This is a genomic window from Rhodovibrio salinarum DSM 9154, from assembly GCF_000515255.1.
Classification (GTDB): Bacteria; Pseudomonadota; Alphaproteobacteria; order Kiloniellales; family Rhodovibrionaceae; genus Rhodovibrio; species Rhodovibrio salinarum.
In genome coordinates this window covers 412,813-435,642 of sequence record NZ_KI911559.1, presented here as the reverse complement: position 1 = coordinate 435,642, position 22,830 = coordinate 412,813, and the positions used below count along the sequence as shown (strand labels likewise).

General features: G+C 67.9%; 21 protein-coding genes. 13 read left to right on the top strand and 8 right to left on the bottom strand.

What is annotated here, in order from left to right; genetic code table 11:
• Positions 1-97: 97 nt before the first annotated feature.
• The 5 genes from cysG to RHOSA_RS19805 are packed head-to-tail and all read left to right on the top strand — an operon-like array spanning position 98 to position 4,819.
• Positions 98-1,525: a siroheme synthase CysG gene (cysG, locus tag RHOSA_RS19810; RefSeq protein WP_051432397.1), complete on the top strand. Its 1,428-nt coding sequence runs from the start codon at positions 98-100 to the stop codon at positions 1,523-1,525.
• Positions 1,526-1,564: 39 nt separating this feature from the next.
• A complete protein-coding gene (locus RHOSA_RS0102040) occupies positions 1,565-1,906 on the top strand; it encodes a DUF2849 domain-containing protein (protein ID WP_027287382.1) in 342 nt (113 codons plus the stop codon).
• Between the two features lie 14 nt (positions 1,907-1,920).
• Positions 1,921-3,576 (top strand): nitrite/sulfite reductase, encoded by a 1,656-nt coding sequence (locus RHOSA_RS0102035; RefSeq protein WP_027287381.1) that lies wholly within the window; start codon positions 1,921-1,923, stop codon positions 3,574-3,576.
• Positions 3,563-4,066 carry a DUF934 domain-containing protein gene (locus RHOSA_RS0102030; RefSeq protein WP_027287380.1) on the top strand — a complete coding sequence of 168 codons (504 nt, stop codon included), beginning with the start codon at positions 3,563-3,565 and terminating at the stop codon, positions 4,064-4,066. The genes RHOSA_RS0102035 and RHOSA_RS0102030 overlap by 14 nt, the downstream gene beginning before the upstream one ends.
• A 15-nt stretch (positions 4,067-4,081) precedes the next feature.
• Positions 4,082-4,819 carry a phosphoadenylyl-sulfate reductase gene (locus RHOSA_RS19805; protein WP_051431703.1) on the top strand — a complete coding sequence of 246 codons (738 nt, stop codon included), beginning with the start codon at positions 4,082-4,084 and terminating at the stop codon, positions 4,817-4,819.
• Between the two features lie 120 nt (positions 4,820-4,939).
• Here the strand turns inward: RHOSA_RS19805 and htpG are convergent, their stop codons facing one another.
• Entirely contained in the window at positions 4,940-6,865 is a 1,926-nt protein-coding gene (htpG, locus tag RHOSA_RS0102020; RefSeq protein ID WP_027287379.1) for a molecular chaperone HtpG, read from the bottom strand.
• Between the two features lie 233 nt (positions 6,866-7,098).
• Here htpG and RHOSA_RS19800 point away from each other — a divergent pair, with 233 nt between their 5' ends.
• From RHOSA_RS19800 to xth, 6 genes are all read left to right on the top strand, one after another.
• A complete protein-coding gene (locus RHOSA_RS19800; protein WP_081728381.1) occupies positions 7,099-7,869 on the top strand; it encodes a protein-L-isoaspartate(D-aspartate) O-methyltransferase in 771 nt (256 codons plus the stop codon).
• Positions 7,870-8,056: 187 nt separating this feature from the next.
• A complete protein-coding gene (locus tag RHOSA_RS25345; protein ID WP_027287378.1) occupies positions 8,057-8,473 on the top strand; it encodes a PAS domain-containing protein in 417 nt (138 codons plus the stop codon).
• Between the two features lie 72 nt (positions 8,474-8,545).
• The gene (locus RHOSA_RS0102005; RefSeq protein WP_037255531.1) at positions 8,546-11,506 is read left to right on the top strand and encodes a helicase-related protein; all 2,961 of its coding nucleotides are present in this window, start codon (positions 8,546-8,548) and stop codon (positions 11,504-11,506) included.
• A gap of 62 nt (positions 11,507-11,568) precedes the next feature.
• Positions 11,569-12,048, top strand: coding sequence for an RNA-binding S4 domain-containing protein (locus RHOSA_RS0102000; RefSeq protein WP_242468727.1), 480 nt, complete (start codon positions 11,569-11,571; stop codon positions 12,046-12,048).
• Between the two features lie 129 nt (positions 12,049-12,177).
• A complete protein-coding gene (locus RHOSA_RS0101995) occupies positions 12,178-12,963 on the top strand; it encodes a gamma-glutamyl-gamma-aminobutyrate hydrolase family protein (RefSeq protein WP_027287375.1) in 786 nt (261 codons plus the stop codon).
• 324 nt (positions 12,964-13,287) lie between these two features.
• Positions 13,288-14,076: an exodeoxyribonuclease III gene (gene xth, locus RHOSA_RS0101990; RefSeq protein WP_027287374.1), complete on the top strand. Its 789-nt coding sequence runs from the start codon at positions 13,288-13,290 to the stop codon at positions 14,074-14,076.
• 46 nt (positions 14,077-14,122) lie between these two features.
• Here xth and msrP read toward each other — a convergent pair whose 3' ends face one another.
• Together msrP and RHOSA_RS19795 are read right to left on the bottom strand one after the other, a co-directional pair.
• The gene (gene msrP, locus RHOSA_RS0101985) at positions 14,123-15,148 is read right to left on the bottom strand and encodes a protein-methionine-sulfoxide reductase catalytic subunit MsrP (RefSeq protein ID WP_027287373.1); all 1,026 of its coding nucleotides are present in this window, start codon (positions 15,146-15,148) and stop codon (positions 14,123-14,125) included.
• Positions 15,149-15,217: 69 nt separating this feature from the next.
• Positions 15,218-16,168, bottom strand: a complete 951-nt coding sequence (locus tag RHOSA_RS19795; protein ID WP_081728379.1) for a LysR substrate-binding domain-containing protein — start codon at positions 16,166-16,168, stop codon at positions 15,218-15,220.
• 243 nt (positions 16,169-16,411) lie between these two features.
• Here RHOSA_RS19795 and RHOSA_RS0101975 point away from each other — a divergent pair, with 243 nt between their 5' ends.
• Together RHOSA_RS0101975 and RHOSA_RS0101970 are read left to right on the top strand one after the other, a co-directional pair.
• A complete protein-coding gene (locus tag RHOSA_RS0101975; RefSeq protein ID WP_051431702.1) occupies positions 16,412-17,623 on the top strand; it encodes a YbfB/YjiJ family MFS transporter in 1,212 nt (403 codons plus the stop codon).
• A 16-nt stretch (positions 17,624-17,639) separates the two neighbouring features.
• Positions 17,640-18,233 (top strand): glutathione S-transferase family protein, encoded by a 594-nt coding sequence (locus RHOSA_RS0101970; RefSeq protein WP_027287371.1) that lies wholly within the window; start codon positions 17,640-17,642, stop codon positions 18,231-18,233.
• Between the two features lie 31 nt (positions 18,234-18,264).
• Here the strand turns inward: RHOSA_RS0101970 and RHOSA_RS0101965 are convergent, their stop codons facing one another.
• The 5 genes from RHOSA_RS0101965 to RHOSA_RS19785 all read right to left on the bottom strand — a co-directional run bounded on the left by RHOSA_RS0101965 (position 18,265) and on the right by RHOSA_RS19785 (position 22,822).
• Positions 18,265-19,344 carry a site-specific DNA-methyltransferase gene (locus RHOSA_RS0101965; protein ID WP_027287370.1) on the bottom strand — a complete coding sequence of 360 codons (1,080 nt, stop codon included), beginning with the start codon at positions 19,342-19,344 and terminating at the stop codon, positions 18,265-18,267.
• 190 nt (positions 19,345-19,534) lie between these two features.
• Complete coding sequence (rnhB, locus tag RHOSA_RS0101960; RefSeq protein ID WP_027287369.1) at positions 19,535-20,176, bottom strand: ribonuclease HII; 642 nt, start codon at positions 20,174-20,176, stop codon at positions 19,535-19,537.
• 116 nt (positions 20,177-20,292) lie between these two features.
• Positions 20,293-20,943 carry an SOUL family heme-binding protein gene (locus tag RHOSA_RS0101955; RefSeq protein WP_051431701.1) on the bottom strand — a complete coding sequence of 217 codons (651 nt, stop codon included), beginning with the start codon at positions 20,941-20,943 and terminating at the stop codon, positions 20,293-20,295.
• An 87-nt stretch (positions 20,944-21,030) separates the two neighbouring features.
• A complete protein-coding gene (locus RHOSA_RS19790) occupies positions 21,031-22,164 on the bottom strand; it encodes a PA0069 family radical SAM protein (RefSeq protein ID WP_037255527.1) in 1,134 nt (377 codons plus the stop codon).
• Positions 22,165-22,231: 67 nt separating this feature from the next.
• The gene (locus RHOSA_RS19785) at positions 22,232-22,822 is read right to left on the bottom strand and encodes a DUF2244 domain-containing protein (RefSeq protein ID WP_081728378.1); all 591 of its coding nucleotides are present in this window, start codon (positions 22,820-22,822) and stop codon (positions 22,232-22,234) included.
• Positions 22,823-22,830 lie beyond the last annotated feature (8 nt).

The following is a 22,830-nucleotide window of genomic DNA, read 5'->3' as shown; positions in this document are numbered from 1 at the left end:
GGCAAATCCAAAAAACACACGCCGTAGCGCGGAAATTAACCGGTGGCCGCCTCGCCTCAGCAGCATGGCGCGCCGGGCCGCGGCAAAGGGGTTCGCGATGCGCTACTTCCCGGCCTTCCTCGACATCCGCGATCGGCCCGTGCTGGTCGTCGGCGGCATGGAAAATGCCGCGCGCAAGGTCCGTCTGCTGCGCAAGGCGCACGCCCGGGTGGTCGTGGTCGCCCGGCGGCTGGACGACGAGCTGGCGGCGCTCGCGCGCGACGGCGGGATCGAGCATATCGCCCGCTGCTTTAAGTATTATGACGTGCCGGGCAAGGCGGCGGTGATCGCCGCCACCGGCCGCGGCGATGTCGACGAGGCGGTGGCCAAGGTCACCCGTCCGCGCGACGTGCCGGTCAATGTAGTCGACCGCCCCTGGGCCTGCACCTTCATCACGCCCGCGATTGTCGACCGCGATCCGCTGACGATCGGCATCTCCAGCGCCGGCGCCGCGCCGGTCCTGGCCCGGCGTATCCGGGAAAAGCTGGAAGCGATGCTGCCTGCGCGCATCGGCGAGCTAACCGGCTTTGCCGAGAGCTTCCGCGAAGCGGTCGCCAATCGCCTGCCGCCGGGCCCGCAGCGCCTGCGCTTTTGGGAGAGATTCTTCGATTCGGCCGTTGCCGACGACGTATTGGCCGGCCGCGAGGCGAAGGCCCGCGAAGGCATGATGCGCCTGGTCAATGGCGAAGCCACGGAGGCAGAGACCGGTCAGGTGGCGATCGTCGGCGCTGGGCCGGGAGATCCGGATCTCCTGACCTTCAAGGCCGTGCGCTTCCTGCAGCGCGCCGACGTCGTGGTCCACGACCGCCTGGTGCCCGCGGAAATCGTCGACTACGCACGCCGCGACGCCGAGCGGATCGATGTCGGCAAGGCCCCGGGAGCGCACGCCAAGACGCAGGACGAGATCAACGACCTGCTGATCCGCCACGCACGCGCCGGTGCCAAGGTGGTCCGTCTCAAGGGCGGCGACCCTTTCGTGTTCGGCCGTGGCGGGGAAGAGGTCGCGGCCCTGCGCGCCGCCGGCGTCCAGGTCGAGCTGGTCCCCGGCATCACCGCGGCGACCGGCTGCGCGGCGGCGGCCGGCATCCCGCTCACCCACCGCGACCATGCCCACGCCGTCACCTTCGTCACCGGGCACGCGGCGAGCCGTGATCAGGAGCCGGACTGGGCCGCGCTCGCGCGCGCCAACCACACGCTGGCGATCTACATGGGCGTGGCCACCGCCGAACGCGTGGCGGAGCGGCTGATCGCCCATGGGCTGAGCCCGGATACGCCAGCGGCGATCGTCGAGAACGGCACCACGGCGGACGAGCGCGTCCTGCCGACCCAGCTGGCCGCACTCGGCCAGACGGTCGCGGCGCAGGGCGTGCGCGGGCCGGCGATGCTGATCATCGGCCAGGTCGCCGCGTTCGCCGAGGGCGCGCGGCAGACCGCTGCCGCCGCACCCGTCCACGTCCAACCGCGCGCGCTTGCCCTGCAGGGCTGAGCCGCCGCGCCCCGACACCGCAACGAGAGACGAAACGCCATGGCAGCCAAGGCCAAGGGACCCAAGGCCGTGACCGCGAACCGCCTGAGCGACGGCGTCGTGGTCTATCTGACGCCTGAGGACGTTTGGGCGGAAACGCCCGAACAGACCGACTGGGCGGAAGATCCGCAGGCGCAGGAGGCGCTGCTGGAACGCGCCGAGGCGTTCGCCGGAACCTCCGTGGTCGCGCCCTATCTGTTCGCGGTTCAACCGCAGGCGGACGGGACGGTGAAGCCCAGTCACATGAAGGAAGTGATGCGCGCCAAGGGACCGAGCGTGCGCCCCGATCTCGGCAAGCAGGCCGAGCTGGCGGGCGCGGGGTCCACGGGTCGCAGCGCTTAGGGAACGTAAGAGCGATGTACCGCTACGACGAATTCGATCAGGCCCTGGTCAACGACCGTGTCGAACAGTTCCGCGAACAGGTGAACCGCCGCCTGTCCGGCGCGCTGAGCGAAGACCAGTTCAAGCCGCTGCGGCTGATGAACGGGGTGTATCTGCAGCTGCACGCTTACATGCTGCGCATCGCCATCCCCTACGGCACGCTGTCGTCGACCCAGATGCGCAAGCTGGCCCACGTCGCACGCGTCTACGACAAGGGCTACGGCCACTTCACCACCCGCCAGAACATCCAGTTCAACTGGCCGGCGCTGAAGGATATCCCGGACCTCTTGGCCGAGCTGGCGGAGGTCGAGATGCACGCCATCCAGACGTCCGGCAACTGCATCCGCAACACCACCGCGGACCAGTACGCCGGCGTGGCGGCGGGCGAGATCGAAGACCCGCGTATCTACGCCGAGGTCATCCGGCAGTGGTCGACGCTGCACCCGGAATTCTCGTTCCTGCCGCGCAAGTTCAAGGTGGCCGTTACCGGTTGCCAGGAGGACCGTGCGGCGATCGCGGTACACGACGTCGGCCTGCGCATAACCCGGGATGCGAACGGCGAGCCCGGCTTCGAGGTGCTGGTCGGCGGCGGACAGGGCCGGACCCCGGTGATCGCCAAAACGATCCGGAACTTCCTGCCCAAGCGTCACCTGCTCAGCTATCTGGAGGCGGTGCTGCGCGTCTATAACCAGCTCGGCCGGCGCGACAACGCCTTCAAAGCGCGCATCAAGATCCTGGTCAATGCGGTCGGCGCGGAGGAGTTCGCCCGTCGGGTCGAGGAAGAATGGCAGGCGATGCCAGACCAGGAACTCGACCTGCCGGACGGCGAGCTGGAGCGCATCCAGGCCTACTTTGCCCCGCCGCAGTACGCGGACCTGCCGGACGACCCGCCGGCCTACGCTGCTTGGCGCCAGCACGATCCCGCTTTCGCGCGCTGGGTACAGGCCAACGTGGCCGCGCACAAGCAGCCGGGCTACGCGATCGTGAACGTCTCCCTGAAGCCGCATGGCGGCGCCCCCGGCGACGCCAGCGCGGAGGAGATGGAGGCGGTCGCCGAGCTCGCCGACCGCTTCGCGCTGGGCGAGATCCGCGTGACCCACGAGCAGAACCTGACCCTGCCCGACGTGCGCCAAGAAGATCTCTATCAGCTGTGGCAGGAGCTCAAGCACCACGGCCTGGCAACGGCGAACGTCGGCCTGATCTCCGACATCATCGCCTGCCCGGGTCTGGACTACTGCTCGCTCGCCAACGCCCGGTCGATTCCGGTCGCCCAGCGGATTCAGGAGCGCTTCCAGGACCTCGACCGGCAGCACGATATTGGCGAACTGAAGGTCAAGATTTCCGGCTGCATCAATGCCTGCGGCCACCACCACGTTGGCCACATCGGCATCCTGGGTGTCGATAAGAAGGGTGAGGAGTTCTATCAGCTGACGATCGGCGGCAGCGCGGACGAGACCGCCAGCCTGGGCGAAATCGTCGGCAAGGGCTTCGCCTACGACGAGGTGGTCGACGCCGTCGAAACGCTGGTCGACGCCTATCTGGAGAACCGCCGGGACGGCGAGGCCTTTCTGCAGACCTATCGCCGCGTCGGTGCCGAGCCCTTCCGGGAGAAGCTCTATGCCGCTGATTGACCGTACCGGCGCGCGCCTCACCGATCCCTGGGTCGAGGTCGAGACGCTGGACGCGTTGCCCGATGGCCAGGCGACGATCCTTCCGGCCGAAGTGTTCCAGGAGAACCGTCACGCGCTGGAGGGACGCAACGCCGCGCTGGGCGTGCGCCTGAAGAACGACCAGCCGGTCGCGGACATCGCCGACGATTTGCCCAAGCTCGACGCTGTCGTGCTGGAGTTTCCGGCGTTCAAGGACGGCCGGGCCTACTCTCAGGCGCGCCTGCTGCGCCAGCGCTACGGCTTCACCGGCGAAATCCGCGCGACCGGCGACGTGCTGCAGGACCAGGCGATCTTCCTGGTGCGCTGCGGGTTCGACTGTTTCGAGGTCGACGACCAGACGGCCGAGGCGTGGCAGCGCGCGCTGCAGCGCATCTCGGTCGTCTACCAGAAGGCCGCCGACGGGACCCAACCCGCACCCTGGCGCCGCCACGCGCCCCGGGCTGCGGAGTAAGCGAGAATCGCTGCCATGGACGGAAGCACCCCGATCACCCCGCTGGACCGCCAGCGGGCGCTGGAACGCGACGCCGAAGGACTAACCGGCGAGGAACTGCTGGCGCTAGCGATCACCCGGCACTTTCCGGGCACGATCACGGCCGTGTCCTCGTTCGGCGCCGAGGCGGCCCTACTGCTCGACATGATCTCGCGGATCGACCCGGCGACCCCGGTGATCTTTCTGGAGACGGGCAAGCACTTCCCAGAGACGCTGCGCTACCGCGACCGGCTGATCGCCAAGCTCGGCCTGACGGGCGTGCGCAACGAGCAACCGGACGAAGCCGACCGCAAGCAGACCGACCCGGACGGTCACCTCTGGTCGGTCAATCCTGATCGGTGCTGCGCCTTGCGCAAGGTCCGACCGCTGGAACGCGCGCTCACCGGTTTCGATGCCTGGATCACCGGCCGCAAGCGCTTCCAGACCGCGACCCGGGAGGGGCTGCCGCGCGTCGAGCTGGTCGACGGCCGGGTCAAGGTGAACCCGCTCGCCGACTGGACCCAGAACGACGTCGACGCCGCCTTCAACGCGCGCGGGCTGCCGCGTCACCCACTGGTCGACCAGGGCTACCCCTCGATCGGCTGCCTGCCCTGCACCCGCCGCGTCGCCGAGGGCGAGAACGCCCGCGCCGGCCGCTGGTCGGGCATGGAAAAGACCGAATGCGGCATCCACAACGCCTGGTGGGCGCAGCAGGGGTCGGGTAGCGGGATTTAGCCGGCCACGTTAGTCGGAGCCGGTTGGCAGGCGATGACCGACGAGACACATACATAATAAAGGGCGGCTCCCGCTGGGGAACCGCCCTTTATTAGTTCGCCTGAAGCCGATGCGAGGTCGCTACGCCGCCAGGCCCTTGGCGACCAGCTGGCTCATACGGCGGGCGAAGGCGGCCGGGTCGCTGGGGGTCTCGCCCTCGACGATCCGGGCCTGATCCAACAGCAGCCAGGCGGCGTCGGTCATCGGATCGCCGCTGCCGTTGGCGCCCTGCTTGCTCCCATCGCTGGCCCGTTCGGCCAGGCGCTGGATCAGCGGGTGCTTCGGGTTGATTTCCAAGATGCGCTTGTTGGTCGGCACCGTCTGCCCGTGCTGGCGCAGCATGCGCTCCAAGTGGATGTCCATGTCGCCCTCGTCGGCGACCAGGCAGCAGGCGCTGTCGGTCAGCCGCTGCGTCGAACGGACGTCCTTCACTTCGTCCTCCAGCGCGGTCTTCAGGAAGGCGACCAGCGTGCCGACCTGGCTGTCGTCCGGCTGATCCTCCTGCTTGTCGTCCTCGCTGTCCGAGCTGTCGTCGTCCTTGCCGGACTTGATGTCGTCCAGCTCGGCCGCGCCGCGCGTCACCGACTTGATCTGGTGCCCCTGGTACTCGCCGATCATCCAGGTCCAGAAGTCGTCGATCGCATCCGCCAGCAGCAGCACCTCGACACCCTTGGCCCTGAAGCCTTCCAGCTGCGGAGACTTTTTCAGCGTTTCCAGGTCGTCGCCGGTGATGATGTAGATCGACTGCTGGCCTTCCTTCATGTTCTGGACGTATTCGTCCAGCGAGATCAAGCCCTCGCGCTCACTGCTCTGGAAGCGCGCCAGCTCGAGCAGCTGGTCCTTGTGCTCCTGGTCCTCGTACAGGCCTTCCTTCAGGACCGCGCCGAAATTCTCCCAGAAGCTCTTGTAGTCCTCCGGCGCGTTGTCGGCCTTCTTCTTCAGCTCGTTCAGCACGCGATTGACCAGCGTCTGACGGATCTTCGCCACCGTTGGATTGTTCTGCAGCATCTCGCGAGAGATGTTCAGCGGCAGGTCCTCACTGTCGACCACGCCGCGCAGGAAGCGCAGGTAGGCCGGCACCAGCTCCTCGCACTGGTCGGTGACGAACACCCGCCGGACGTACAGCTTCACGCCGTGCTGCCGATCCGGATGGAACAGGTTGTAGGGCTGCTGGGTGGGCACGAACAGCAGACAGCTGTATTCGAGCTTCCCCTCGGCCTTGAAGTGCAGCCGCAGCCACGGCTCGTCCATCGCGTGGGCGACGTGGTGGTAGAACTCGGTGTACTGCTGCTCGGTGATCTCCGACTTCGGCCGGGTCCACAGCGCGGAGGCGGTGTTCAGCTGATCCGGGCCGTTGCCCTCGTCGTCCGGCCGCTCGCCCAGCAGGATCGGGATGGCGATATGGTCGGAATAGGTCTGGACGATCCGGCGGATGCGCTGATCCTCCAGGAACTCCTCCTCGCCTTCCTTCAGATAGAGCCGGACGCGCGTGCCGCGGGCAGGCGCCTCATCGGTCTCCTCGATGGTGAACTCGCCGCGGCCGTCGGAAATCCAGCGCCAGCCCTGGCTTTCGCCAGCCTTGCGGGTCTCGACCTCGACCTTGTCGGCGACCACGAAGGCGGCGTAGAAGCCGACGCCAAACTGGCCGATCAGGCTCGCCTTGTCGCTGTCGCCGGACTGCTGCAGCTGCTCGACGAACTTGAGCGTGCCCGAGCTGGCGATCGTGCCCAGGTTCTGCACCAAGTCCTCGCGGTTCATGCCGAGACCGTTGTCGATCACGGCGACCGTCCGCGCTTCCTTGGTGGGAACGATGTTGATCCGGAAGTCCGGATCGTCCTGGATCAGTTCGGGCTCGGTAATCGCCTGGTAGCGCAGCTTGTCGCAGGCGTCGGAGGCGTTCGAGATCAGTTCGCGCAGGAACACCTCCTTGTTGGAGTAGAGCGAGTTCGCAACGATATCCAGCAGCCGGCTGACTTCGGCCTGGAAGCTATGCGTCTCCTTCGCCATGAGGGCTCACCCATCCTTCATGCGTGTTCTTTGTGGTCGCTCGGCGGGATTCGGATCGGGACCGATGGCGGTCCGCGCGCCGCGCTGTGCTAGACTGCGCCAGCCGCTATCCGCACAAGCGGACGGGCGGACCGGGCTAGCTGGCATATGTGGTCGCGGGCCCCTGCCTTACAAGATCGCAAACGGCACCCAAATAAATCCCTTTAGGGCATGCGACGACGAGGCCGTACACGATGGCCAGAACGAATGGCGGCGACGCCCCCAAACGCCCGGGCGGAACAGCCCCCAATACCCCCGACCAACGCTGGCCGTACGCCGAGGCACGCCAACAGCTCGCCGACACGGTCGCCCGAGAGGTGGCGGCCACCGCCGAAGAACTCGGCTTTGATCGGCTGGACGACGATGTACGCGCCGCTCTGGAACGCGTGCCGCGGCACCTGTTCGTGCCGGAGGCGTTGCGCGCCGATGCCTATGCCAATCGGCCGCTGCCGATCGGCCATGGGCAGACGATCAGTCAGCCCTACATCGTTGCGATCACCACCCAGCTGTGCCGACCGGGCCCGGACAGCCGGGTGCTGGAGATCGGCACCGGCTGCGGTTATCAGGCCGCCATGCTGGCGGAGCTTGCCGGCGACGTTATCAGCATCGAAGCCGTGCCCGAGTTGGCTGACACGGCCCGCACCCGACTTGCCGACCTGGGCTACGACAATATCCGCGTGATGACGGCGGACGGGTCCAGCGGCCTCCCAGCAGAAGCACCGTTCGACGCCATCGCGGTGACCGCCGCCGCGCCGGAAGACGTGCGCGACGCCTTGGCCAAACAACTCGCCCCACGGGGCCGGCTGGTCGTGCCGGTGGAACTGGCGACGCGTCAGGGCCTCTTGGGTCTACAGGGCGCGCAGACTCTGTGCCAGGTGATCAAGGATGCCGACGGTCGGGTGCACACCCGCAGCGTCCTTCCCGTCGCGTTTGTTCCCCTGGTGGGCGGCACAAGCACGGGTTAAGCTCAAAAATGGTGTTAAATTGGTCCGGACAGATTGCGGCGTGTTTGCATCTTACCGTATGTTAGCTCCCACTGCCCGATCTGTCCCGAAAACGGGCCTTCCGCTCACGAAACCGGTGGTTTCCGTGCCTACGAACGTGACGAAAAACATCATACAGCCGGTAAACCCGGCCTCCCCCCGGTTAAACGTGTTTTACCGCTTCTGGCGTAGCCTGACGCCCGAGGGCACGGTTCCCCCGTATCGCGCTTTCGACGTCGTCAAGGTGCCACGGGAACTGTTGCCGCACCTCGTGCTCCTGGATGTGCTCGATGGCGGGCGGGACTTTCGCTATCGCGTGGTCGGGACCGACGTGGTTCAGGCGGTGGGCCGCGATTTTACGGGCGACGCCTTGAGCAAATTCATCAGCCGCCACGAGCCGGACGGCATGGCCGATGGCTACCGCCGGGTCGCCACGCAGCTGGTTCCGGATCTTTATCACGGCACGCTGGAATCCGTGGGCAAGGAGTTCATCTCCTACGAGCGCCTCGCCCTGCCGTTTACCGACGCGAATGGAACGGTGAGCTACATCCTGTCCTGCTTCCAGTTCGACAGCACGACGGGCTGAGTCCACCGATCACGGGGTCACACGCGACCCATCCTTGCACGTGGCGCCCGCGTATCCGATCCTGACCCTATCATGCTGACCCACACGCCGCGCCCCGACGCCGGGCCCGGAACGGTCAAGGCCGTGCTGGGCCCGACCAACACCGGCAAGACGCACCTCGCGATCGAGCGCATGCTGGGGCATACCTCCGGCATGATCGGGTTCCCGCTGCGCCTCCTGGCGCGCGAGAATTACGACAAGGTCGTCCAGAAGAAGGGCCGCGGGCAGGTCGCGCTGGTAACCGGCGAGGAGAAGATCCTGCCGCCCAACCCGCGCTATTTCCTGTGCACGGTTGAATCCATGCCGGTCGACCGACCGGTGGAGTTCCTGGGCGTCGACGAAATCCAGCTGTGCGCCGACCCCGAGCGCGGGCATGTCTTTACCGACCGGTTGCTGCACGCGCGCGGCCTGTCGGAGACGATGTTCATGGGCTCCGATACGATGCGCGCGATGATCAGGGAGCTGGTGCCCCGCGCGGAGATCTCCGCGAGGCCGCGCCTGTCGGTGCTGTCCTATAGTGGCGCGCGCAAGCTGACCAAGCTGCCCGCCCGCTCGGCCGTGGTCGCCTTCTCCGCCTCCGACGTCTACGCCACCGCCGAATTGATGCGCCGCAACCGCGGCGGCACCGCCGTCGTCCTGGGCGCGCTGTCCCCGCGCACGCGCAATGCCCAGGTGCAGATGTTCGAGGAGGGCGAGGTCGATTACCTGGTCGCCACCGACGCGATCGGCATGGGCCTCAACCTGAACCTCGACCACGTCGCGTTCGCCCGGCTGAACAAGTTCGACGGACGCATGCCCCGCCCCCTGACCGCCCCCGAGGTTGGCCAGATCGCCGGACGCGCGGGCCGGCACATGTCCGACGGCACCTTCGGCACCACCAACAACATCGGCGAGATCGATCCCGAAATCGTGGAGGCGGTGGAACACCACGCCTTCGAGCCGATCCAATCGCTGTGCTGGCGCAACCGGGAACTCGACTTCAAGTCGCCGCAGGCACTGATCAAGAGCCTGGAAGCCGCGCCGCCGTCCGACGCCCTGACCAGGGCGCGCGACGCGGAGGACTACAACGTCCTCTGCCAACTGGCCCGCGATCCGGAGATCGCCGACATGGCCGGCAACCAGGGCGCGGTGCGGCTGCTGTGGGAAGTCTGCCAGATCCCGGACTTCCGCAAGGTGCTGTCCGATCAGCACACCCGCCTGCTGGCGCAGATCTATCGCTACCTGATGCGCCCCGACGGCGCGCTGCCGGAGGATTGGGTCGCCAAGCAGCTGGACCAGCTGGACAAGACCGAAGGCGATATCGATACGCTAGTGCAACGAATCGCCTACGTGCGGACCTGGACCTACATCACCCACCGCGGTGACTGGTTGCACGACAGCGCGCACTGGCAAGCGCGCGCCCGGCAGATCGAGGACAGCCTGTCGGACGCGCTGCACGACACCCTGACCAACCGGTTCGTCGACCGCCGTTCGGCCACGCTGATGAAGCGGCTGAAGGACGGCTCCGATCTGATCGGGGCCGTCCGGCGCGGCGGCGAGGTGCTGGTCGAGGGCGAGTACGTCGGCCGGCTGCACGGCCTGACCTTCGAGCTGGACGCCGAAGCCAAGGGCGAGGACAAGCGCCCGCTGCAAGCCGCCGCCCGGCGGGCGCTGTCGACCGAGATTCCGCGCCGGATCAAGCAGCTGGAGAGCGACAACGACGGTGCGATCGCGCTCACCGAGGACGGCCATCTGACCTGGCGCGGCGAGGTCGTGGGTCGGCTGGAAGCTGGCGAGACGGCACTGAAACCCAAGGTCGTCGCAGTCGACAGCGACTTCCTGGACAGCGCCCAGCGGGAGCGCGTGCGGAAGCGCCTCGCCGACTGGTTCGACCGACACCGGCGCAACAAGCTGGACCAGCTGTTCACGCTCGCCGACGCGGAGCTGCCGGCACGCGCCCGGGGCCTCGCCTTCCAGCTCGTGGAGGCGCTGGGCGTGGTCGATCGCGCGGAGGTCGCCACGCATGTCCGCGAGTTGACCAAGGAGGAGCGCAAGCAGCTGAGCCAGCTGGGCGTGCGGATCGGGCGGCAGAGCCTGTGGCTGCCCGCCCTGCTGCACCCCCGCGCGCTCAAGATGAAGGCGCTGTTGACCAGCCTGTACCGTGGTCAGCCGCTGGACACGCTGCCGACCAGCCGCGCCGCGGTGATCCGTCCGGGCACCCAACTGGACGACGCCGCCTGCCGGGCACTCGGCTATCGCCGGATCGAACCGCCGCGCCGGGGTCGCTCGCGCGCGCGCACCCAGGAGGCCGCCGTGGCCGTGCGCGTCGACGCGCTGGAGCGCTTGGCCGGGGCGTTGCATAAGCTGAACCCGTCGGGCCCGTTCACGCCGGTGGGCGCGCTCGCGCAGATCCTGGACGACGACCGCGCGGCCCTGGAGCTCGCGCTGCCGCTGTTGGACTACCATCCCTATGGCCGCGACGGCGCAGCGCCCGCTTTCCGGCCCAAAGGCAAGCCAAAGGGCGAGCAGCGCAAGCCGGCAGCGCGCAGGCAACCCGCCGCCGGCCCCTCGGAAGACCCGGCGACGGCAACTGAGTCAGTTGCGCAGGCACCCGCCAAGAAACGTCGCCCGCGCCGGCGCAAGGCGAAGACACCCGCAGCGAACGCAGCCAGCGCCGAAGCCCCGCAACAGACCGGCCCCGACGGCAATGCAGCAGCCGAGGCTAAACCGGCGAAGAAGCGTCGACGGCGCAAGCCCAAGACAGCCAGCGGGCAGCCGGTTGCCGCGCAATCGGAAGCCGTAAACACGACAGCCGAGCCCCAGAGCGCCCAAGCCAACCAGGCGACCACGGGCAGCGGTAAACCTGACCAGCGCCCGCCCCATCAGGCCAAGCGGACGGGACGAAAACCCGGCAAGCAGCCTGCACAGGGACCAAACAAAAACAAGCAGCGTTCGGCGAAGGTCGATCCGAACCACCCGTTCGCCAAGCTGAAGGACATCACCTTCGCCAAATGACCGCTGCCAAGTGACCCGGCCCGAAACAACCGCCCGGGCATGACCGATACCCAAGAGACCCCATGACGGACGAGGCGCCACAGACATCGCAGTCGATGACCGACGCCGCGGAAGCCGCGTTGCCGGACGGCCCGTCGCAGCCCAAGCCGGACCCGAACGCCCCCGGCATCCGGGCGGACAAGTGGCTGTGGCAAGCGCGCTTCTTCAAAAGCCGCACCCTGGCGGCCAAGGCGATCCAGGGCGGCATCCGGCTGTCGGGCGACAAGACCGACAAGCCTAACCGATCGGTGCGCGTGGGCGACGTCCTGACCTTTCAGCAGGGCCGCCAGATCCGGGTGATCCGGGTGGAGGCGCTCGGCACCCGACGCGGTCCCGCGCCGGAAGCGCGCACGCTGTTCACCGACCTCGACCCGCCGCAGCCCAAGCCCAAGGGTGAGAAAGCCCCACCGCCCGGCGCCGAACGTCCCAAGGGGGCCGGCCGCCCCACCAAGCGCGAGCGCCGTCAGATCGACAAGCTGCACGGGACCGACGACGTGCTGTAATAAAACGGCCGGATCGCAAGATCCCTCTCCCTGGAAACGGGAGAGGCAAGCACTGCGCACCGCGTCTCGCGCGCTCAGCCGAAATGCCGCCGCTTGCCCTTTGACGTGCGGTCGCCTAGCTCTGCCGCCATGACCGACACATCGCCGCACCCGATTCCGCTCGTCGCCCTGCCCGCCTGCCGCTGGGAAAAGGACGGACAGAGCTACCATACGATCGGCGACAAGTACGTGCGTGCGGTGGCGGAAACCGCCGGCTGCCTGCCGATGATGCTGCCAAGCCTGGGCGATTCCCTCGACCTGAACGACCTGATCGGCAAGCTGGACGGACTGGTGCTGACCGGCAGCCCGTCCAACGTCCACCCGGAACGCTACGGCGAGGCCCCCAACGAAAAGGCGGAGCCATACGACCTTTGGCGCGACGCCGTCACGCTACCGCTGATCCGCAAGGCGGCCGAGGCCGGCCTGCCTTTGCTGGCGATCTGCCGCGGCCTGCAGGAGCTGAACGTCGCCTTCGGAGGAACCCTCTATCCCAAGGTCCACGAGGTCGAAGGCCGCGATGACCACCGCCGGCCGCAGGTCGACGACCTGGAAACGCAATACGGCCCACGGCATCCAGTTGAACTCTCGCCAGACGGCCCGCTGCGCAATGTACTCGGCCCGGGGCCGGTCGAGGTGAACTCCCTGCATCACCAAGCGGTCCGGGAGATCGCGCCGTCGCTGAAGCTTGAGGCCTGGGCGCCCGATGGCACGGTGGAAGCCCTGTCCCGCCCCGGCTCCCCAGGCTTTCTGTTGGCCGTGCAATGGCATCCGGAATACCGCGCCGCCGACAACGCGGTGTCGAAGAAGGTGTTCGGCGCCTTCGCCGAAGCGGCCCGGACGCGCGCACGCCTGCGTCAAAATGTCGCAGGCGCATAAGCGGTCTTCTGAGCAAACCTCTGGAATCGCGTGTGCCCGCCGATCTGGCTCCCGCAGGAGCGTTCGACCGGCCTTGTCCGTGCATGGTCCGTCCATTGATCCGGGCGTCAGCTAAACCATCTCTTGTCCTAACGGCCGGATCCGCAACGGCCGGCCACAGCGGTGCGGACGTGTTCCCCTGCCGACCGCGCCGCGGCTCCGATCGGAGCTTGGAACGCCCGGCCTCCCCCCGACCGGGCGTTCCTCCGTTCCGGGGCCTTTATTCGCCTGCACCCCCAGCGATGCGTTGAGCCCGGCGGCCATGCCGGCTAGCTTGCGCCGGCCATGCGTATCGCCACCTACAACGTCAATTCCATCCGGATCCGCCTGCACTGCCTGGACCAGTTGGTGCAGGAGGCCAAACCGGACGTCATCTGCCTGCAGGAAACCAAGGTCACGGACGACGCCTTCCCGTTCGACCACGCGGCCGAACTCGGCTACCCGCACGTCGCCGTGCGTGGGGAGAAGAGCTATAACGGCGTGGCCATCCTATCCCGCCACCCCTTCGAGGCGGAGGAGCGCTGGGACTGGTGGGGGCAAAGCGACAGCCGCCACCTGAAGGTACAGTTTCCCGACGCCTTCGAGCTGCACTGCTTCTACGTCCCCTCCGGCGGTCCCGACCCGGACCCGGAGAAGAACCCGAAGTTCGCCCACAAGCTGGGCTTCCTGGACGAGATGACCGCCTGGGCACGCGACGCGCAAGCCTCCGGGCGCAAGATCGCGATCCTGGGCGACTTCAATGTCGCGCCGCTGGAAACGGACGTCTGGAACCACAAGAAGATCAAGCGGCAGGTCGGGCACACGCCGCTGGAATCCGAGAAGATGGCGACCCTGCTGGACGCCGGCGGCTTCGTCGACGTCGGCCGCCATTTCGTCCCGCCGGAGGAGCTCCTGTTCACCTGGTGGGGCTACCGCCACCCGCAGTCCTTCCAGAAGAACTACGGCTGGCGCCTGGATCACTTCTGGGTCACGCAGCCGCTCGCCGCCCATCTGCAGCGCCACCAGGTGCTGTCCCAGGCGCGCGCCTGGGAACGTCCGAGCGATCACGTGCCCGTGCTGGTAGACCTCGAATAGCCGCAGCTCCGCCGACGGCTAGGAAGCGGCGTTACAGAATTCGGGGTCACCGCCACAGCTTAACGCCGTACTCCTTCTCCAGACCCGTGTAGAGGTGGGCGACCTGTTCGCCGTAGCCGTTGAACTTCTGGGTCGGCACCTCTTTCGGGCTGGCGGCGAAACCGATGTCATCGGTCGACTGCAGGAACTTCTCGGAGGCCTGCGACCAGCGGGGGTGGTCGACCTCCGGGTTCACGTTGGCCCAGAAGCCATACTCACTACCCTGCACCTCGTGCCAGAAGGTGAGCGGCTTCTGATCGGTGAAGGTGAAACGTACCAAGCCTTTGACCGACTTGAAGCCGTACTTCCACGGCACCGCCAAACGTAGCGGTCCGCCGTTCTGCTGCGGCAACGGATGGCCGTACATTCCGGTCGCCAGGAAGGCGAGCTCGTTGGTCGCCTCCTCGATCGTCAGCCCCTCGACATAAGGCCAGGGATACCAACTCGCCCGCTGACCGGAGGCGACGTCGCGATCGACGAAGGTTTCCATCCGCACGTACTTCGCCCCCGACAGCGGCCGGGCGAAATCGACCAGCGCGGCCATCGGGAAGCCGCTCCAGGGGACGTTGATCGACCAGGCCTCGACGCAGCGGTGCCGGTAAAGGCGTTCCTCCAGCGGCATCCGATTCAGGAGATCGTCGATGTCGACCGTCTGCTCTTTTTCCACCATGCCGTCGATCTGGACCTGCCAGGGGCGCACCGGCATCTCGCGCGCCTTACGCCAGATCGTCTTGGACGAGCCGAACTCGTAATAGTTGTTGTAGGTAGAGACGAGCCGCTCCTGCGACAGCGGCCGCTCCAGGGCGTAGGCGCCGTTGCGCTCGAACGGGTACATCCCGGCACTCGGGTCGCCCGCCGGCGGGCCGACCGCCTCCGCCGCCTCGGCAGGGCCAGCAAACGGGACACTGCTGGTCGCTGCGGCGATGCTGCCGGCGGCGAACAGCTTGGCGAACGCGCGCCGATTGAGGAAGGCCGCCTCGTCCGTCGCCGCGGCTTCCGGCAGGTCCCAGGCGCGCTTGCGCTTGATCAGCATGATCGTCCCCTCGTGGGTAACTTGCGAATGACCCCCTCTACATGGCGCGAACCATAGGTCGCGGCCAACTCAGGATTTCGTGACCGCGCGAATTAGCGATGCGCCCTCATCGTCCAGCGCATGTGCGCGCTGCGTCTCCGCCCCGCCTTGCGATTGTGTGCCAAAGAACTCGACGAAGCTGCGCACCGCCGGGCTGGCCACCTCAACCCTAGGGGCGATCAGATAGGTGTCCATCTCGGCCTCGTCCGGCTGCCCGAAGTCGATCGCGTAGACCGGATAGCGCTCCCGGAACGTCTCGACGACACCCGCGGGCAGCACGGCGAAGCCGAGGCCGGCGGCGACGCTGCCGAGGATCGCGTCAAGGCTGCCCATTTCCGACACGCGCGCCGGTGGCAGCCCCAGTCGGTTCAACAGCCGGTCGATCTGTCGGCGATAGCTGCAGCCCTGGGGAAAGGCGTAGAAGCGCGCGCGCAACAGCGTCTCCCGATCGGACAGACCCATAAGCGGCCGGCCGGAGACCAGCACCAGCCGTTCCCGGAACACGACTTTCTGCTCGAACTCCGAGCCGGGCAGGGTCGCCGCGACGAACGCCGCGTCGAGCTCGCCCGTCTGTAACCGGTCAAGCAACTGCGCGCTCGGGCCCGTGGATAGCACCACGTCGACGGTCGGGTTGGCCTGCTGGAACGCCGTCAGCATCGGCGGCAGGCGCATCGCGGCCGTCGTTTCCATGGCGCCGATCCGCAGCCGGCCGCGCACTTGGGTCCCGCCGGTCACGAACTCGTCGATGGCCGCGTCGTGCCGCTGGCAGATCGCTTCGGCGTGCTCGAGCAACCGTCGGCCCGCCGAGGTCAACTGCACGTCGCCCGGCTGACGGCGTAGCAGCCGAACGCCCAATTCCGTTTCCAGCTTTTTCACATGCGCGGTGACGTTGGACTGGACGGTGTTCTCAGCTTCGGCGGCGGCGACGAAACTGCGCGTTCGCGCGACGGCCATAAACAGCCGCAAAGCCTTCAACTGCACACCGGATCTCCCAACCGAAAGCGGGCCAACCAAACGTGAACCGACGATCGCAGCGCCCGATCACTTTTCGCGATCCTGGAGATCATGACAAACCATTTCCATTTGCAGTGGGTCTTTGCCTTCTTGAACCGGCGTTTGCAGCGGGTTTCGGGAAAGACGGATGCGACAGGTTCAAGAGGTTGCGGCGGCGACCCCCTGTCTGGAGCCACGCGCTGGAAACGCAAAGGGTCCGGAAAGCTGATCATGATGCCGACGTCTCGATCCGTTCACCTCATCGCCTGCGGGGCGAGCGCGACGCTGATCGGGATCGGGCTGGGGCGCTTCGCCTACGCCGCCCTGCTGCCCGAAATCGTCGAGGCCGGCTGGTTCACCGATACCCAGGCGGCCTATCTGGGGGCGGCCAACCTGCTGGGCTATTTCCTCGGCGCCGTTACCGCCTCCCACGCAGCCACGCGCCTGGGGCCATCGATGGTGGTCCGACTCAGCGTCAGCGCTGTGCTGCTGAGCTTCGCCCTGTGTGCGGTGCCGACGCCGTTCGCCTGGTTCCTGGCCTGGCGCCTGTTGGCCGGCGTGGGCGGCGCCGTGCTGATGGTCGTGGCTCCATCCGCGGTCCTGGCCGGCCTGGTGCCGGAGGACCGGAAAACCGGCGCGTCCTTCGTGTTCGCAGGGATCGGGCTCGGCGTATTGATGTCGGCCACGCTCGTGCCGGCGCTGGCAACCCTGGATCTGACCGCGTCCTGGCTTGCCCTGGCAGCCGGCATCGCGGTTCTGAGCGTCTGGAACTGGCCCCTATGGCGGCGGCTGGACCCAGGCGCGGACTCAAAGCCGTCTGGAGACGGCAGCGCGGACCGGCCGGCGGCAATGCCGCGGGGCGTCATCGCGGCGGTGACGACCGCCTACGCACTCGACGCCATCGGGTTCGTGCCGCACACGGTCTTCTGGGTGGACTTGCTGGCCCGGCAGGCAGGCCACGGCATAGCGGCGGCCAATGTCGTCTGGGCGCTGTTCGGCGTCGGGGCGGTGGCGGGTCCGTTCCTGGCCGGCTACGCCGCCCGAGTCCTCGGCTGGCACGGCGCGCTGACCGCCGGCCTGCTGCTGAAGACGCTCGCGGTTGCGCTGCCGCTGGTCAGTGTGAGCCTACCGGCGGCGGTCGTGTCATCGGTGCTGGTAGGGGCGCTCGTACCCGGGGTCGTCGCCCTGACCTCGGGCCGGCTTGCCGAACTGGTCGGCCCCGAGCGCCACCGCCACACCTGGGGCTTTGCCACCGCCGTCTTCGCCGCCGCCCAGGCGGTTGCGGCCTATGCCATGGCGGCTCTGTACGCCGCGTCCGGCAGCTACCTCCCCCTGTTCGCCGTCGGCAGCGGCGCCCTGCTGGTGGGGTCAGTCATTCTGGCCCTCGCACCCACCCTGCTATCCACCGACAAGACAGCGACGCATGCCGGACACGACACCTGACGGAAATCGCGAACCCATGGAACTGCTGCTGAACGCCACCTCTCCCTACGCCCGCGTTTGCCGGATCTGTGCCATTGAACGCGGGCTAGCCGGGCGCCTACGGCTCCGCTGGGTCGATCCCTGGGCTGACGATTCGGCCCTGCTGGCGGTCAATCCGGCGGGACGGGTGCCGGCACTCATCACAGACGACGGTCAGGGCCTGGCCGAGGCCCTGCTGATCGCCCTGCACTTCAACGCCCACGGCACGGGCCCGGACCTGTTTCCGGCAGACGACGGCAGCGCCCTGGCCCGGGCGGGCATCGGGATCGGGTTGATGGACGCCGCCTTCGCGACCGTAATCGCCCGCAAGCACCAGGGCAGCGAAAGCGACCGCGGCCTGCTGGGCGCGCGACGCCACCGTGCGATCCGGCGGTGTCTGGAGCGCCTGGCGGTCGATACCGGCGAGGCCGGCGACAAGATCGACATCGGGACGCTCACCGTAGCGGTCGCCCTGGACTATCTGGCGTTCCGGCTTCCGGAATACCCGCTGGCCGACCTGCAGCCGAATCTAGGGCGTTGGCGCGCCCGGATCGCCGAGCGCCCGAGCTTCCAGGAGACCGCGTTCAGCTGACCCTGTCGCCCACGGCGATCGCCGCAAGGGCTCAGGTCATCTCCGCGCGCAGCTTCTGGCGCAGCACGTCGAGGGCGACCAGGGAGCCGTCGTTCTGGACGACGTGCCAGAAGGTCCAGCCGTTGCAGCTGGGCGCGCCCTGCACGGCCGCGCCGACCTGGTGGATCGAGCCCTTGTGATCGGCGCTCACGATCGTGCCGTCGGCGCGCACCTTGGCGGAAAACTGCCGCTGACCGCCGGCATAGAGCAGGTCGCCGGCCTTCAGCTCGCCGCGCTCGACCAGCCAACCGAACGGGACGCGCGGCGCCTCGCGCTTGCTTTCGATCGCCACCAGCGTGGGATCGTCGACCGGCACGATGCCGTCGATCCGCTGCCGGGCCACGGCGGCGTAGTCGGCGTCCATCTCGAACCCCAGCCAGCGCCGGCGCAGACGCTTGGCGACCGCGCCGGTGGTGCCGGAGCCCATGAACGGGTCGACCACAAGCTCGTTCGGCTTGGTTGACGCCAGGATTACCCGGTGCAGCAACGCTTCCGGCTTCTGCGTCGGGTGCGCCTTGCGGCCGCTGGCGTCCTTCAGACGCTCCTGCCCCGAGCAGATCGGCATGGTCCAGTCGGAGCGCATCTGCAGGTCGTCGTTCAGCGCCTTCATCGACTGATAATTGAAGGTGTACTTCGACTTCGGCGACTTGGCCGCCCAGATCAGCGTCTCGTGCGCGTTGGTGAAGCGCCGGCCGCGGAAGTTCGGCATCGGGTTGGTCTTGTGCCAGACCACGTCGTTCAGGATCCAGAACCCCATGTCCTGAAGCAGCGCGCCGAGGCGGAAGATGTTGTGATAGCTGCCGATCACCCAGATCGAGCCGTCATCCTTCAACGCGTGGCGCGCGGCCGTCAGCCACTTGCGGCAGAAGGCGTCGTAGGCGGCCAGGTCGTCGAACTGATCCCAGGCGTCGTCGACGCCGTCGACCCGGCTGTTGTTCGGCCGATGCAGTTCGCCGCCGAGCTGCAGGTTATACGGCGGATCGGCGAACACCAGATCCACCGAGCCGGCCGGCAGGGCGTTCAGCCCGTCGATGCAGTTCTGTTCCAGAATGCGGTTTTCCGGCGGCTGCATCTGCTGCGCCGCCGGCTGTGTGGTCGCCGCGGGCTGCTTGGCGCCGAACGCCGGCCTGACCACCGATCCCATACTCAAAACGTCATTCCCCCGAAGCGATTCGCTGCGATGCCCGCGAACCGGGCCGCGCGAAGCAACGATCCTGAGTCACGCCGGAGTCGCGGTCAAGAGTGTTGGCGGACTCAAGAGGTTAGGAGGCGTTTTTAAGAACCTCCTGGACCGGCTTGAACGATCGGCGATGGTGCATGGTGGCGCCCAAACGGACGAGCGCATCGCGGTGCTGCCGGGTGCCGTAGCCGGCGTTGGCGGCCCAGCCATAGCCCGGGTGGCGGGCGTCCAACTCGGCCATTTCCCGGTCGCGGGCGACCTTGGCGACGATCGAGGCGCCGGCGATCGACAGCACGCGGCCATCGCCGCCGACCACCGCCTCGGCCGGGCACGGCAGGCCGTCCGGCACTTTATTGCCGTCGATCAGCGCGTGCGCGGGAACCTGCGGCAGCGCGGCAACGGCCCGCGTCATCGCCAACATCGCCGCATGCAGAATGTTCAGCCGATCGATCTCGTCGACCTCCGCCCGGCCCAGGGCGTGAACGGCGTGGACACGCAGCCCCTCGGCGATCTCGGTGCGCGCCTTGGCGCTCAGCGCCTTGGAATCGCGCAGCCGGGCGATCAGCACCTCCGGCACGCGCGTGGGATCGAGCGCCAGCGCGCAGGCCACCACCGGCCCCGCCAGTGGTCCGCGCCCAACCTCGTCGACGCCCACGACCAGCCGTTCCGGCGAGGCGCCGGCGGCCGTCTCGAACGCGAAGGTGGGGGCGGGCTTGGCGGGCATGGGCGGGGTCATCCCAGAGGTGGCTGTCCGTGTCTTGGACAGAGCGGATCGGCGGAGCCGATACTTCCCACGTAGAGACCACGGGATCAACGCGTGTGGGCGCGAGAGGGCCGGCCCTACGACCCCGCGCGCGTCACCGGCACCGCGACTTCGTTACGGCGGAAGAACGGTAGCGTCCACGGCGGGTCGTAGAACAACGCCGTGGCCGGACCGGCTGGCTGCCAGACGGTCGCCCGCAGGCGTTCCATCAGCCGCCGCTTCTCTTCCCGCACGCTGGACTCGAAGCCGAAGCCGGAGAAACGCAATACGGCCACCTGCTCCGGCCCAAGCTGGATCAGGCTCAGCCGGTCGTCGGTCGGCACGGGAGCAGTCTCGGCGGTGTATTTGCGCGGCAGGAAAAACCGCATGACCGTGACCGGACGGCCATCGTCGGTTTCAGCCGTGTCGGTCTGAACCGGCGTGGTCATGGCGATCTTCTGGGCGCCCGCATCGCTTTGCACCGGGGTCGTCATCGCGACCTCCTGGTTCCCTTCGTTCGCGCCCTTGATGTAGTCGAACAACAGGCCGAACGCCTCGGAGCTCTTGTCCCGGCCGGGCAACCGCGCCTCTGCGGCCAGGCGCGCGGGATATTCCCGGACCTCCAGGTCCTCGCCCAGGTCGGCCACCACCTCGTACTCCAGCGTCTCGGTGCCGGAGCGCACGCCGACCACCGAACAGCCCGCCAACACGGCGGATGCCGCCATCGTCGCGGCCAGTCTCAGAATCATTGCCACCTCGCGGTTTTCGCCAAAGATCGCCGCCCGATTTAAAAATCGGGCGCTGCCGGACGTCTGGCAAGGTGGTGCGGCGCCGGATTAGAACAGCGATCCCTGCCGGGGGTCCTTGGCGGGCGGGGTGAACTGGCTCGTGTCGAGCTCTGGGCGCTCGCCGGACAGGCCGTGGCGCCTGACGGCAAGCCGGAAACGGCGGGCGAGCAGGTCGGCGTATTCACCGGTGCCCCGCATCCGCACCCCCCAGTCGGACTGGTTCAACGCGCCGTCGCGCGCCTGACGGACCAGCGAGAGTACGTGTTCCTTCTTGCCAGGCGCATGAGCGTCCAGCCATTCCTCCATCAGGTGCTTGATCTCGTAGGGCAGGCGCAGCAGCACGTAGCCGGCAGCATCCGCGCCGGCCGCCGCGGCCGCTTCGACGATCCGCTCCAATTCCCAGTCGTTCAGCGCCGGGATCATCGGCGCCGCCATCACGCCGGTCGGCACACCGGCGTCGACCAGCGTGCGCACGCTCGCCAGCCGCCGGGCCGGCTGCGGCGCGCGCGGCTCCAGCGTGCGGCACAGCTCGCGGTCGAGCGTGGTCACCGAGACCATCACCCGCACCAGCCGACGCTCGGCCATACGAGCCAGGATGTCGGTATCGCGCGTGACCGCCACCCCCTTGGTGATGATACAGACCGGATGGCGCGCTTCCTCCAGCACCTCCAGCAAGCCACGGGAGATCCGCAGGTCGCGTTCGACCGGCTGATAGGGGTCGGTGTTGGCGCCAAGCGTGATCGTTGCGGGCTTGTAGCCGGGCTTGGCCAGCTCCTGGCGCAGCAGGTCCGGTGCGTTCGGCTTGGCGAAGATCCACGTCTCGAAATCCAGACCCGGCGACAGATCGAGATAGGCGTGGGTCGGCCGGGCGAAGCAGTAGACGCAGCCGTGTTCGCAGCCCTTGTAGGGATTGAGCGAACGGTCGAACGGTATATCCGGCGAACGGTTCCAGGACAGCGCCGACTTCGACCGGTCGGTACCGATCACCGTCTGCGGGCCGGGACCGTCGTGGTCCGCATCCGCCGGCGCGTCCGCGGTATCAGGAGCGGCCGAGGACGGCGTCCGCGCACCGGCCCAGCCATCGTCGGTGCGTTCGCGCTGCAGGGCGGTGAAGCGCGTGCTGCGGGCGTTGGAAACCGCACCGCGGCCTTTGCGTGCGCGCTCGGGAATGGGCGTGTCCATAGCCGTGCAGGATAACGCCCGAACGAGAACATAACAAGAACTTTGGTCTGGCAGCCGATCCGCCGGGCTAAGACCCGTCGCCCACTTCCGGCCCGGTCGGCGGGCCGGGCGCGTTGGCCTGGACGACGGCGTCCTGCAAGGTCTTGGCGAGGTCCAGGCGTTCCTCGGCGGTCAGGAAGCTGCCGATCGCGAGCTGCCGACCGTGCGAACGCAGGATGAGCTGGCTGTCGTGCTCGGGCGGATCGTCCATGCGCACCTGCAGCCAGGCCGGCTGGAAGCGCCAGATCTGCGAATCCCCGCGCGGCGACACCCGGCGCACCGTCAGATCGTCCCGCGTCAGGGTCACGGTCTCGTACAGGCGGGCGGCGCGGAAGTTCAGCTTGAAGGCACCGTAGATCAGCAGGACGTCCAGGCCCATGAAGCCGACGACTGGCCAGGCGCCCATCAGGAAAAAGCCCAGGCCGGCGGTGAAGGAGACGATGCAGACGGACGTCATCAACAGCGTGAAGCCCCGCTTCGACAGCGAGCGATGCGGAGTCAGGATGGCATCGAACACCAGCGCGTCGTCATCCGGATGGGCATGCGCGGTCACCCCCTCCTGCCCGGGCGCCGGGCGGGGGCCGAAATGCTCGTCGGCCGGGGTGTCGCGAACACGCATGGCGCGGA